Below are 13,327 nucleotides of genomic sequence, written 5' to 3'. Positions count from 1 at the left end.
AGTCGCAAATGATTTCTGACGCCGATCGTCAGTTGCTCACTTGAGCCAGTGGCCCGGGGTACTGCCGGTCATGGATTTGAAGAAGGCGATAAAGGCGCTGTCGCTGGCAAAACCCGATTCGAAAGCGCAGTAACTCAGGCTGCGCCCGGTGGCGAGCAATTCCATCGCGCGCATCAAGCGCCACTGCTGGCGCCATTGCTGATAACTCATGCCGGTTTCGCGCTGAAAGATTCGCCCGATGGTGCGGCTGCTGGCGCCGATCTGTTGTTCCAGCACTTGCAGCTCCGGCGGCAGTCGCTCGGGAGTTTTCAGCAGGGGCGCGAGTCGCTTGTCCTGAGGTAACGGCAACAGCATGGGTTGCTGCGCCGCTTCGGCGATTTCGCTCAGGCACAGGCCGAGCAGATGGACGAATTTGCCTTGCTGCCAATCGCTGGCGAAATCGGCCAGCGCCATCGGTTCCAGCACCGCCCGCAGCAAAGGGCTGACTTCAATCACGCAGACCTGCTGCGGCAGTGCAGCGCACAGTTCGGGGATCAAGTAGATGGAGCGGTAATCGACACTCTGCTGCATCACTGCGCGATGGCTGACACCCGGCGGAATCCACGCCGCCCGCGACGGTGGCAGCAGACACAATTGCTGCGCCAGGGTAATCCGCGTGCAGCCCTGTCGCGTGTACAGCAGTTGCCCGCGTTGATGGCGGTGCAAACCGGAGTCGTGATCACCCAGGGTCGAGGCGATGCCAATCACCGGTGCCTGAAAGCGATCAGCGTCAAAGGTTGCGTGGGCATCGAGCCAAGCCATGGGTTGTCCGATTTCATCGATAAATTGGCAGGATTCGGATAATACGCCACTCCTCGATTCTTAAACTCCTCGGCGGTTTATGAGAGGAGTGATGAAGCATGAACAACAGACATTTCCTGTGGCTGGCGATTGCGTTGCTGATGTTTGCGCAGATCGCGCAAACCCTGTACAGCCCGGCGCTCGGTGATATCGGGCGTGTGTTCAACGTCGACCCGCAAGCAGCGACGCAGACGTTATCCGTGTATTTCCTGGCGTTTGCCGTCGGGGTGGTGGTGTGGGGACGTTTGTGTGATCGCATCGGTCGGCGCCCGGCAATGCTCGCGGGACTGGCAATCTATGCAATTGCCACGCTTTTAGGCCTGCGGGTCAGCAGTTTCAACGGCTTGTTACTGGCGCAGATGTTGGCGGCGTTCGGTGCGGCGGTGGGCTCGGTGGTTACGCAAACCGTGTTGCGCGACCGCTTCAAGGGCGCCGAACTGGCCCAGGTGTTTTCGTTGGTGGGCATCGCGCTGGCGGCCAGTCCGGCGATTGGCTTGTTCAGCGGGGCCAGTCTGGTTCAGGCCTTCGGTTATCGCGGTGTGCTTGGTGCGTTGCTGTTGCTGGCAGCGCTGTTGTGGCTGTGGAGTTGGTACACCCTGGCGGAAACCCGGCCCCAGCCAACGCGCCATGTCGGTTTGCTCGAAACCCTCGGGCGCATGTTGCGTGACCCGGGAATCTGGCGCTCGGCGCTGTGGATTGCTTCGTTCAACGTGGCGTTGTTCAGCTATTACAGCCTTGCTCCGTTCATGTTTCAGCGGCTGGGGGTGAGCGCCAGTGTGTTCGGTTACAGCGGCGTGATCCTCGCGCTGGGCTCAGGTTTTGGAGCATGGCTCAACCGGCGTTTATTGGCGGCCGGGTTCAAGGCATTGCAGTTGATTCGCCTCGCGGGTGGCATCGCGTTGCTCGGTGGTGCGGGCGTGTGGTCGCTGCAAGGCAGTGTTGCGTTCGTTCTGCCGATGTTGCTGGTGGTGTTGGCGTTTGGCCTGGCGATTCCGAATGTACTCGGGTCGGCACTGGTCGATTACGCTGATCGACTGGGCACCGCCGGGGCGTTGTTGGGTTTGATGTATTACCTGCTTATTGGTGCAGCCCTGATACTCGCGGGCTGGTTTCAGGCCCTCGGGGAAACCCTGATAGCGTGCAGCACCGTGGCCTTGTTGCTGACAATAAAGCCAGGCAAAGCAATTGTTTAAGAAATGTAAGCGCTGTAGGAAGCGTCTTGCATTTGTGTAGGAGGGCTCCGACTATCACGATCATTGATGACATGGCATTACGCCATTTTATGATCGCAAGGATGTTGCGTGCCGTATCCGTTTCGCGCTGTTTTTCGCCGTCGCTCCCCGCTTTGCCCGCTGCTGTCGGCCTTTGTGTTGGGTGTGTGTGCCTCCTCGATTGAAGCGGCCGAACCTGCCGCGCCGGGTCAGGAAGTGCTGCGCCAGCAACAACAGCAGCAACGCGATCTGCAACAGTTGCAACTTGAGCAAAGAAAACGGCAATTGGAGCGCGGCGCGTTCGGCCCGACACCAATCACCCCGGCCATCCCGCCAACCGTTACCCCCGATGAACGTTGCTGGCCGTTGAGCGGCACGCGCATCGGCGGCGTCACGCTGATCGACAGCGACAAACTCAACGCGCGGATCAAACCGCTGCTGGCGCAGTGCATGGGCGTCGGCCAGATCAATCATCTGCTGGCGACCATCACCGCGAGCTACGTCGACAAGGGCTACATTGCCAGCCGTCCATACCTGGTCAGTGCTCCGGCAGCCGGGCAGTCGCTGGATATCCGCGTTGACGAAGGCTACATCGAGTCCATCGAACTGGCCGATCAGAGCCTGCCGGTGTCCCTCGGCGGTGCTTTCCCGAACATGCTCGGCGAGCCGTTGAACCTGCGCGATCTGGAGCAGGGCCTCGATCAGTTGAATCGCCTGCGCTCGATCGATCTCACCGCCGACATCGCCCCCGGCAGCCAGCCCGGCGCCTCGCGAATCATCCTGCGCTCACGCACCTCCGCGCATTCGCGCTGGGCCTTGAATGCCGGTTTCGACAACCTCGGCAGCGCCAGCACCGGACGTGATCGCGACACGGTCAGCCTGAGCCTCGACAGCCCGTTGCAACTCAACGATCTGCTAAGCCTCAGCGCCAGCGACACGCTCAATCAGGGCGATCGTTACAGTCGCAACGCCAGCCTCTATTACGCGATCCCTTACGGCTACTGGACCTACAGCGTGTTCGCCAGCCACGCCGAATATCGCGCGCCATTCAAACTGCCGAGTGTGACCTTTCACAGCACCGGCATCACCGATCAAGTCAGCCTGCGCGCCGACCGGGTGTTGTGGCGCGACCAGAGCCGTCAGCTCAGCGCCAACCTGCAACTGGCGCACAAGGATGTCGACAGCTATCTGCAAGACGTTCGCCTCGGCATTCAGAGCCCGACCCTGACCGTGGCCGAGGCTGGACTCAATCTGTTCTGGCTCGACCGCGCGGTGTGGAACCTCGACGTCAATTACGCCCAGGGCCTGCGCTGGTTTGGCGCCGACGATGACTCGCAGCAGCAGATCAACAACCTGCCCAAGGCGCAGTTCCGCAAGTACCGCGCCGGCCTCAGCCAGTGGCGCAACGGTCAGTTCGGCGCGCAGGCCTGGCAGTGGCAGAGCCAACTCAATTTGCAGTACAGCCCGGACCCGTTGCCGGCGATCGAACAGTTGCTCGGCACCGACGATTCGGCTGTGCGCGGCTATCGCGTCAGCAGTGCCTCCGGCGCCAGCGGCGCGATCTGGCGCAACACCTTGCGCCTGCCGCTGCGCAGTGAATGGCCGCTGCAGATCACCCCGCGTGTGGGCCTCGACCACGGCTGGATCAAGGCCGATCACGGCGCGCAGGGCCAACGCCTGAGCGGTGCCAGTGTGGGTCTGAATCTGGGCTGGAAGAACCTGCAAGTGGATGTCGATTACCAACGCGCACTCGCCACACCGAACGGTCTGCAGCACGAGCCAGAGACCTGGCTGATGCGCGTAGGCCTGCAAATCTGAACAACGCAGTGAACAAACAGCCGTCGGATCTGAGCGCGTCAGCCACGGCCAAGACTAAACGCGCAACGTGATGCCGTACTCACATGGAGACGTTTTTATGCCAGCACACACCTTTGCATTTCATCTTTCGCCTCGGGGCAAATTGCGCTGGGCGATTGCCAGCCTGTTCTTCGCCGTGCACCTGCCGAGCGCGCTCGCCGGCGGTGTCGTGGTCGCACCGGGACCCGGCGGCACCGCGCAATTGCAGACTCAGGGCGGTGTGCCCATCGTCAACATCGTCGCGCCCAACGGTTCGGGCCTGTCGCACAACCAGTTCCTCGACTACAACGTCGACCGTCAGGGCCTGGTGTTGAACAACGCCTTGCAGGCCGGGCAATCGCAACTGGCCGGGCAACTGGCGGCCAACCCGCAACTGCAAGGTCAGGCCGCGAGCGTGATCCTCAACGAAGTGATCAGCCGCAATCCGTCGGCCATCAACGGCGCGCAGGAAATCTTCGGCCGACCTGCCGATTACGTGCTGGCCAACCCTAACGGCATCTCGGTCAATGGCGGCAGTTTCATCAACACGCCGAACGCTAATCTGGTGGTCGGTCGTCCTGAATTGAATGACGGAAAACTGCAAAGCCTGAACAGCCGCGACGCCAGCGGTCAGTTGCAGATTCACAGCGGTGGCCTGCGCAACGGCGAGGGCTCGATCAACCTGATCGCGCCGCGTATCGACAGCCAGGGCGCGATCACTGCGCGCGATCAACTGAACCTCACGGTCGGGCGCAATCAGGTTGATTACGCCAGCGGTCAGGTGAAAACCGTCGACCCTGCCGGCACCACGGCTGATCAACGCATCGATGCCAGCCTGTTTGGCGCGATGCAGGCCGGCCGTATCAATATTGTCAGCACCGCCGAAGGTGCGGGCGTGCGGGTGGGTGCTGTGCAAGTGGCCGGGCGTGACGGCGTGCAAATTCGCTCGGCCGGTGACTTGAGTGTCAGCGGTGAAGCGGTGGCCAACAGCCTCGACGTGACCCGTGCCGGTATTCGCAGCAGTCAGGGCGACGTCGCTTTGCACAGTGGCAAGGACCTGACCCTGGCCGCGACTGATGTTGGCGGCCGCGACGTCACGCTCGACGCCAAACGCAACCTGACCCTGTCCACGGTCGAAAGCCGCAAGCTTCAGGAAAAGCGCGAAAACTGGAACAACAGCACCATCGGCATCACTTGGGAAACCTACGATCGCACCCAGACCGACAGTGAATCGCGTCAACACGGCAGCCAGATTATTGCCAGCCGCGACGCCAGGTTGTCGTCCGGTAAAGACAATGAACTGAAAGCCGCCAAAGTCGAAGCCGCGAAGAATCTGAGCGTGCAAAGCGCTGGCGATCTGCGCCTGACCGCCGCCACTGAAAGCCATACGCGGACTGATCAAGGCAACCACCGCAAGCACCTGTGGAAAGCCGATTGGAACAGCAGCAGCGAAGAGCAGCGCAGCGTCACCAGCCAGTTGAAGGCCGGCAATATCGCCCTGCAAACCGCCGCGTTATTGCGCTCCGAAGGCGCCGAATTGACCAGCGCCGGCGACGTGCAACTGGCCGGTAAACAGGTGGAAATCACCACGGCCACACGGACCAACCGCAGCAGCGACAACCGATATTCCGGTGACCTGGTCGGCGGTGGTTTCTTCGGCAAGACCGGCGATGCCGACAAGGGCAAGACCCAGCATCAGGGCAGCAAAATCAACGCCAGCGGCAAACTGATCGTCAAGGCTGACGACGTGCGCATCAGCGGCAGCCAGGTGCGTGGCGGCAGTGACGCCAGCGTGATCAGCGACAAGGGTTCGCTGACCATCGACGGCGTGCAGGACACCTCGTACAGCAATAATCACGACAAGGACAGCAAGTTCTTCGGCATCACCAAGGACGAGTCGCGGCAGCACGGCAAAGACAGCAGCACCGTGCGCAGCGAACTGGTGTCGGACAGCAACCTCAAGCTCAAGAGCGCCAAGGACATTGCAGTGGCGGGCTCGACGGTCAAGGCTGACGGTGCGTTGACCGCCGACGCGGCGGGCGATGTGAATGTGCATTCCACGCAGAACACTCACGACAGCACTGACACCACGCAAACCCGTGGCTTCGATGCCTACGCCAAAGAGCAAACGCCGGAGCAGTATCGCGCAGGGATTCACTACGAAGACAAACAGCAAACCGTGACCCGCAACGATGCCACTCAACAAGGCTCCAGCCTCAGCGGCGGCAGCGTGCAGGTGAAGGCGGGCGGTGACGTCACGCTCAAAGGCGCGGAGGTGAAATCCACCGCAGGCGACACGACGTTGAGCGGCAAAAACGTGTCGTTGCTCGCAGAAGCAGACAGCCACAAAACCTCCACCGACACCTCCAGCACCGGCGGCGGTTTCTACTACACCGGCGGCCTCGACCGTGCCGGCAGTGGCGTCGATTTCGCCCACAGCACTGCGCAGGATTCGACCAGCAAAACCATCGCACAGACCACGAGTGTGCAGAGCAGCGGTGGCCTGACCATCAATGCCGACAAACTCGCTACCGAAGGCGCGCAGCTCAAGGCTGGCAACGGCCTGAATGTTGCCGCCAACGAGATCGACAATCGCGCGGCCAGCGACAGCGAAAGCAGCACGCACAACGACAGCAATTGGTCGGCGGACATCGGCGCCAACGTCGAGTACAAGGACATCGCCCGGCCGATCGCGGGCGCGGTCAAGGACGTGCTCAACGGCAAGGTGCCGGACAAGGACGCACTGGCCAATCTCGGTCAGCCGAATGTCGGGATCGACGTCGCGGTCGGTCATGGCAGCGCGAGCAAAACCGAGCAGAGCAGCAACGCTGTGGTCAGCCGTTTTGACGGCGGCACTGTCGATGTGAAAACCACCGGCACGCTGCACGACCAAGGCACGCAATACAACGCCAGCGTCGGCCAAGTGAACATCAGCGCTGACAAACTGCTTGCCGACGCCGCGAGCAACATGCATAGCAGCAACGCTAACGCGGTGGATGCCAAGGTCGACGTGCGCGTCTACACCAAGACCGGTGAAGACGTGAACGTTGCTGGTAGCGGCGCGGGTGGCAGCAGTGCGTCGAGCAAGGACGGCTCTAGTGCCGTGGTCGGCGGGTATGCCGGTAGTCAGGGTGTGAACATCAAGGTCGGCGGCGATGCGCAGTTCGAAGGCAGCCGTTTCGACGGCAGGCAGGGCGGTGTGAGCATCAACACCGGCGGTGATCTGGCGCTGAATCAAGCCAACGACCGACAGAACAGCAACGACAGTAGCTTGCGCGGCAATGGCTCGCTGACAGTCGGCACCTTGCCGGGCACCGATGGCACCAACGTCGATCTCGGCGCCGGTTTCCAGCTCGATCACACCGGCAAGCAGAGCACTGACACTCAGGCCCATGTGGCGAGCATCAGCGGCAACGGTCCGGTGCAGTTGAGCAGCGGCGGCAACCAAGTGCAGCAAGGCACGAAGATCGACAGTGCTGGCGCCATCAATCTGCACGCCGGCGGCAAGCTCGGTCTGCAAGCGGCCACCGACACTCACACCGCCACCGGCAGCAATCTCGGCGGCGGCTTGAAGGGCGGCGGCAGCAAAACCAGCAGCGAGAAGAGCCGCGATCAGGGTGGCAATCTGAGTGGTAATTTCAACATCGGTCGGGTCAACGAGGATTCGCAGACCCTTACCGGTGGCCAACTCAACAGTCAGAGCGGCGTCGCACTAAGCGGTGATTCGATTCATCTGCAAGGCACGCAAGTCAGCGCACCGAACGTCAGTATCGACGCGCAGAAGGGCGGTTACGTGCAGGAGTCGGCGCAGTCCAGCGACCACCGCAATAACTGGAATGTCGCGCTGAATGCCGGCGGCAACCTCAGCAGCAAAACCCCGACCGCCGCCGATGAGAAGGCCAGCAGCGATCACGGCTTCAACGCCGGCGCCAAGGTGGGTGTGGATTACTTGCAGGGCAGCACCCAGCAGAACAGCCAGATCAAGGCTGACCATGTGGTGTTGAACAGTGCCGGTGATGCGCAGCTGGCGGGTGCGCGGATCGATGCTAAAGATGTCAGCGGCAAGGTCGCGGGTGATCTGAGCGTCGAAAGCCGTCAGGACGCGAGCAACCATGCCAAGGTCGATGTTGATCTGGGCCTGACCGCGAAGAAAAATCCACCGAGCGACAAAGAGAAACTCGCCGGCACCGACTACAAACCGACGCTGAAAGCGCAGGGTGAGTACGCGCACAAGGACAGCGTGGCGCAGGCGTCCGGGATCAGTGCCAGCCAAGGTTTAAACCTTGCTGTTGGCGGTGCTACTCAACTGACCGGCGCGCAGATTTCAGCGACGCAAGGGAAGGTCGATCTGGGTGGTTCGAAGGTCAGCAGCACTGATCTGAGTAACCGTGACTACGGCGTGAAAGCCACCCTTGATCTGCCGCATAAAGCCGAGGAAAACGCACCGAAGGTTTCCTTGGAAAACGGCAACCTGAAAGTCGGCCCGGTCACCCTGAGCGGGCATCTGGACACCCAGACCCTGCAAGCCGGGATCGACGAAAAAGGCTGATGCAATGGCCAGTGGTGGATGCACTTGAACCCGCATCCACCACCAAACCCTGTGGGAGCGAGCTTGCTCGCGAAGGCGTCCGTTCAGTCAATGCATTAAGTGACTGATGTACCGCCTTCGCGAGCAGGCTCGCTCCCACATTGTTTTGCGCCGGGCGTTAAAACTCGACTATCTTGCGCCTCTTAAATGCCATGGAGGCAACAATGAAAATAGCATCCGCCGTCTTACTCGGGACTTTGCTGATCACTCAAACATCAGCGTCTTTCGCGGATAACAGCAACGGTAAAAACCTCTATTCACAGCGCTGCGCTGTGTGCCACGGCGCCGATATCAAAGGAACAGGGCCACTGGCGCACAAAAGCAATCCGCCCACTCCTGACCTGACAACGCCTGCGTTCAAAAAACGCCTGAATGAATATCCGGGCGTGATTGTGTCGTCGATCATCCTTCGCCCCAACGGCAACCTGATTCCGAAAACATTGCAGGAGAACGGGGTAAAAATACCGCCGCACGCCTGGAGTGTTAAGGATTTGCGCGATCTGCATGAATACATGAGCGGTGTGATTTCGATAAAACGCTGATCGCGAGTTACGGCCCGGACGGTCGGTCGAGGAATCCATTGCTTCGGCTTAATGGTAACCATTACTATTCACGCCCCTTTCCTCAGCACGCCGCCCAAATCCCCAATGCGTCCCCGCAGACCCGGCTTTTTCGAGCATTACGAAGAGTTGATCGGCACCTGGACTCGTCGCCTGCGCAACCGCGCGCAGGCCGAGGATCTGGCGCACGACACCTTTGTGCGGGTGCTTGAGTCGGATTCGGCGGCGGTGCAGCAGCCTCGGGCGTATTTGCACCAGACCGCGCGCAATATTGCGGTCGACGGTTATCGGCGTGAGGATCGGCGCGGCGCCATGGAGTCACAGGCCATCGATCACAGTGAGTCGTCAATCGGCGACCCGGAGCATTACATGCATGCGATCCAGTTGGCCGACTCTATTGAACGAGCGCTCGCCGAGCTGCCGGTCAATTGCCGCAAGATCTTCGTCTGGCAAAAGATCGAAGGCCTGACCCAGGCGGAAATCGCCGAACGCCTGGGGCTGTCCAAGAACATGGTCGAAAAGTATATGATCCGCACCCTGCGGCATCTGCGTGATCGACTGGACGGGTTGCAATCGTGAATGTGCGTCATGGCAAAAAGATCGCAGCCTTCGGCAGCTCCTACAGAGGGCTGTGTGTCTTTATATTCCCGGCCAAACAGGACATTCCATGATGGATACTCGTGATTGCGCGTGCGGGCAAACAACGGTGCGCGATGATGCGGCTCGCTGGTTTGTGCGTTTGCAGGAGCCGGCCGTCAGTGCCGACGAGCAGCAGCGCTTTGACGCCTGGCTGAATGAACATTCGCAGCACCGTGACGAATTTCAGTTGCTGCAGGGCTTGTGGTCGGCGGCGGATTTGCTCCCGGCGCCACGCCTCAAAGCCCTTGTTGAAACACCGCCCACTCGCCGCGAACGGCGTCCGTTGTTGCGTTATGCCGTGGCCGCGAGTGTGCTGGCGGTGGCGCTCGGGCTGGGCTTGTTCAGTGGCTTGAATCATCCGGGGGGCTACAGCGCCGAGTTCGCCACAGCGTTGGGCGAGCGTAAACATGTGGCGCTGCCGGACGGTTCGGTGATTGATCTGAACAGTCGCAGCCGCTTGCAGGTGCGCTATGAAAAGGATCGTCGGGTCATTGATTTAAGCGAAGGCGAAGCGATGTTCAGCGTCGCCCACGACACCTCGCGACCGTTCGTGGTCGAGACCGGCAATGGCAAGGTCACAGTCACCGGCACGCGTTTCGATGTGCGTCGCGATATCGCGCAAACCCGCGTGGCTGTGGAGCAGGGCACGGTGAAAGTGCAGGGGCGCGATGCGCCGGATAATCAATTCCTGAGCCTGACTGCCGGCCTCGGCAGCCATGTCGATGCACAAGGCAAAGTCGCCGCAGCCTATGCAGTCAACCCGGCGGAACTGACGGCGTGGCGTGGCGGCAAACTGGTGTTCAACAACGCCAGCCTCAGTGAAGTCGCCGCCGAAGTGTCGCGTTATCGTGAGAAGCCGTTGACTGTCGCCAACCCGGCTGTGGCCAGTCTGCGCCTGACCAGCGTGTTCAAATCCGACAACACCGACGCCTTGCTCAAGGCCTTGCCGAGCATCCTGCCGGTGGCCGTTCGCACCCTCGCCGATGGCAGTCAGGAAATAATCGCAAAATAAAATTCAGGTTTTTTTCGAGTTCATCGTCTTCCTGTTCAACTGCAACTGGTTTGCATTAACAGCCGCACACTCTTGCGATCCACAGGACTACGTACGACGTGAAAAACACCCCTGCCAACAACAAAAAATCCCCTTGGCTGCCGCTGGCCCTCGCGCTGGCGGTCAACGCTGCCATGCCACTGGCCTTCGCTGGCGAAGCGATCCATATCCGCGCGCAGCCATTGGGTCAGGCCCTCAGCGAACTGGGCCAGCAGACATCTCTGCAAGTGTTTTTCAGCCCCGACCTGGTCGCCGGCAAACAGGCGCCGGCAGTCGACGGTGATATCTCGCCGGAGCAGGCCTTGCGCCAATTGCTGCAGGGCAGCGGTCTGGATTACCAGATCAACGAAGGTTCGGTAACGCTGTCGCCGGCCGCGACCTCCGCCGCCGGCAATGGACCATTGCCGGCCGCGACCTCCGCCGCCGGCAATGGTCCATTGGAATTGGGCGTGACCGACATCAAGGTGGTCGGTGACTGGCTCGGTGATGCCAACGCCGCCGTTGTGCAGAACCACCCGGGCGCGCGTACGGTGATCCGCCGCGAAGCGATGGTCGAGCAGGGCGCGATGAACGTCAGCGATGTGCTCAAGCGTGTGCCGGGCGTGCAGGTGCAGGATGCCAACGGCACCGGCGGCAGCGATATCTCCCTGAATGTCGGCGTGCGCGGTTTGACTTCGCGTCTGTCGCCGCGCTCCACCGTATTGATCGATGGCGTACCGGCGGCGTTCGCCCCGTACGGCCAGCCACAACTGTCGATGGCGCCGATTTCCTCGGGCAACCTCGACAGCATTGACGTCGTGCGTGGTGCCGGTTCGGTGCGTTACGGGCCGCAGAACGTCGGTGGGGTGATCAACTTCGTCACCCGGGCGATTCCGGAAAAAACCACCGGTGAAATCGGCACTACCCTGGAAACCACTCAGTACGGTGGCTGGAAACACATCGACACCGCGTTCCTCGGTGGCACCGCCGACAACGGCATGGGCGTGGCGTTGCTGTACTCCGGCGTCAACGGTAACGGCTACCGCGAGCGCAACAACGGCAACGACATCGACGACGTGCTGCTCAAGACTCACTGGGCGCCCACCGATCAGGACGATTTCAGCCTCAACTTCCACTACTACGACGCCACGGCCGATATGCCCGGCGGCCTGACGCAGAAGCAGTACGACGACAAGCCGTACGACTCGGTGCGTGACTACGACCAATTCACCGGTCGGCGCAAAGACGTGTCGTTCAAGTGGATCCGCCAGATCGACGAACGCACCCAAGCGGAAATCCTTACCTATTACACCGACAGCTTCCGTGGCAGCACCATCGCCGCCCGCGACCAGAAAACCCTCAGCTCATACCCGCGTTCGTATTACACGCTGGGCATCGAGCCACGGGTGTCGCGGGTTTTCGATGTCGGCCCGACCACGCAGGAAGTCAGCGTCGGTTATCGCTACCTGAAAGAGGCGATGCACGAGTCGTCGAGCCGTGTGGCGCTGGTCAACAATCAGCCGGTGCTCACGCCGACCTCCGACGGCCATGTGTTCCAGGACCGCACGGGCGGCACCGAGGCCAACTCGGTCTACATCGACAACAAAATCGACGTCGGCAACTGGACCATCACCCCGGGCATTCGCTTCGAACACATCAGCACCGACTGGCATGACCGCGCGGTGCTCGACACGGCCGGCAAACCGGTACAGGCGAAAAACCGCAGCATCGAAAGCAACGAACCGTTGCCGGCGCTGAGCGTCATGTATCACCTGTCGGACGCGTGGAAGCTGTTCGCCAACTACGAAACCTCGTTCGGCAGCCTGCAGTATTTCCAGCTCGGTCAGGGCGGCTCGGGTGATCAGACCGCTAATGGCCTGGAGCCGGAAAAGGCCAAGACCTACGAGATCGGCACGCGCTACAACGATGACGTGTGGGGCGGTGAAGTGACGCTGTTCTACATCGACTTCGACGACGAACTGCAATACATCAGCAACGACGTGGGCTGGACCAACCTCGGCGCGACCAAGCACCAGGGCATCGAAGCCTCGGTGCACTACGACATGGCGGCGCTGGATCCGCGTCTCGACGGCTTGACCGCCAACGCGGGTTTCACCTACACCCGCGCTACTTATGAAGGCGAGATTCCGGGCTTCAAGGGTCGTGATCTGCCGTTCTATTCGCGGCAGGTGGCAACCGTCGGTTTGCGTTACGACATCAACCGCTGGACCTACAACATCGACGGTTTTGCCCAGTCCAAACAGCGCTCGCCGGGCACCGGTGTTAACGCTGATGGCAGCTTCAACGGCAACTACATCACTGAGGGCACGGCGGACGGGCAGTACGGCGACATCCCGGGTTACGTGACCTGGAATGTGCGTGGCGGCTATGACTTCGGCGCACAACTGTCGAATCTCAAGCTCGGCGCGGGGGTGAAGAATATCTTCGACAAGCAGTACTTCACCCGTTCCAGCGACAACAACTCGGGGATGTATGTCGGCGCGCCGCGCACGTTCTTTGTGCAGGCCAGTGTCGGGTTTTAATTGATCGTTCCCACGCTCTGCGTGGGAATGCAGCTCGGGACGCTCTGCGTCACCGCGGAGCGTCCATTGAGGCATTCCCA

At 61.0% G+C, this 13,327-nt stretch carries 8 protein-coding genes; 7 read left to right on the top strand and 1 reads right to left on the bottom strand.

Annotation, left to right across the window (positions count from 1 at the left end):
- Window positions 1-36: 36 nt before the first annotated feature.
- On the bottom strand, window positions 37-801 hold the full coding sequence (locus tag FGA82_RS05965) for an AraC family transcriptional regulator (RefSeq protein ID WP_141126371.1): 765 nt from the start codon (window positions 799-801) through the stop codon (window positions 37-39).
- Window positions 802-899: 98 nt separating this feature from the next.
- On the opposite strand from FGA82_RS05965, the gene FGA82_RS05960 reads away from it, so the two are divergent.
- The 7 genes from FGA82_RS05960 to FGA82_RS05925 all read left to right on the top strand — a co-directional run bounded on the left by FGA82_RS05960 (window position 900) and on the right by FGA82_RS05925 (window position 13,247).
- Complete coding sequence (locus FGA82_RS05960; RefSeq protein ID WP_141126370.1) at window positions 900-2,033, top strand: MFS transporter; 1,134 nt, start codon at window positions 900-902, stop codon at window positions 2,031-2,033.
- Window positions 2,034-2,141: 108 nt separating this feature from the next.
- Window positions 2,142-3,869, top strand: coding sequence for a ShlB/FhaC/HecB family hemolysin secretion/activation protein (locus FGA82_RS05955; RefSeq protein ID WP_141126369.1), 1,728 nt, complete (start codon window positions 2,142-2,144; stop codon window positions 3,867-3,869).
- Window positions 3,870-3,966: 97 nt separating this feature from the next.
- On the top strand, window positions 3,967-8,436 hold the full coding sequence (locus tag FGA82_RS05950) for a hemagglutinin repeat-containing protein (RefSeq protein ID WP_141126368.1): 4,470 nt from the start codon (window positions 3,967-3,969) through the stop codon (window positions 8,434-8,436).
- Window positions 8,437-8,639: 203 nt separating this feature from the next.
- On the top strand, window positions 8,640-9,017 hold the full coding sequence (locus FGA82_RS05940) for a cytochrome c (RefSeq protein ID WP_141126366.1): 378 nt from the start codon (window positions 8,640-8,642) through the stop codon (window positions 9,015-9,017).
- A 105-nt stretch (window positions 9,018-9,122) separates the two neighbouring features.
- Entirely contained in the window at window positions 9,123-9,614 is a 492-nt protein-coding gene (locus FGA82_RS05935) for a sigma-70 family RNA polymerase sigma factor (RefSeq protein WP_141126365.1), read from the top strand.
- Window positions 9,615-9,702: 88 nt separating this feature from the next.
- The gene (locus FGA82_RS05930) at window positions 9,703-10,686 is read left to right on the top strand and encodes a FecR family protein (RefSeq protein ID WP_141126364.1); all 984 of its coding nucleotides are present in this window, start codon (window positions 9,703-9,705) and stop codon (window positions 10,684-10,686) included.
- A gap of 98 nt (window positions 10,687-10,784) precedes the next feature.
- The gene (locus FGA82_RS05925; protein WP_141126363.1) at window positions 10,785-13,247 is read left to right on the top strand and encodes a TonB-dependent siderophore receptor; all 2,463 of its coding nucleotides are present in this window, start codon (window positions 10,785-10,787) and stop codon (window positions 13,245-13,247) included.
- Window positions 13,248-13,327 lie beyond the last annotated feature (80 nt).

The organism is Pseudomonas fluorescens (assembly GCF_005938625.1).
GTDB lineage: Bacteria > Pseudomonadota > Gammaproteobacteria > Pseudomonadales > Pseudomonadaceae > Aquipseudomonas > Aquipseudomonas fluorescens_BD.
The sequence above is the reverse complement of the archived record's forward strand: the minus strand, read 5'-3'. Positions and strand labels throughout refer to the sequence as shown.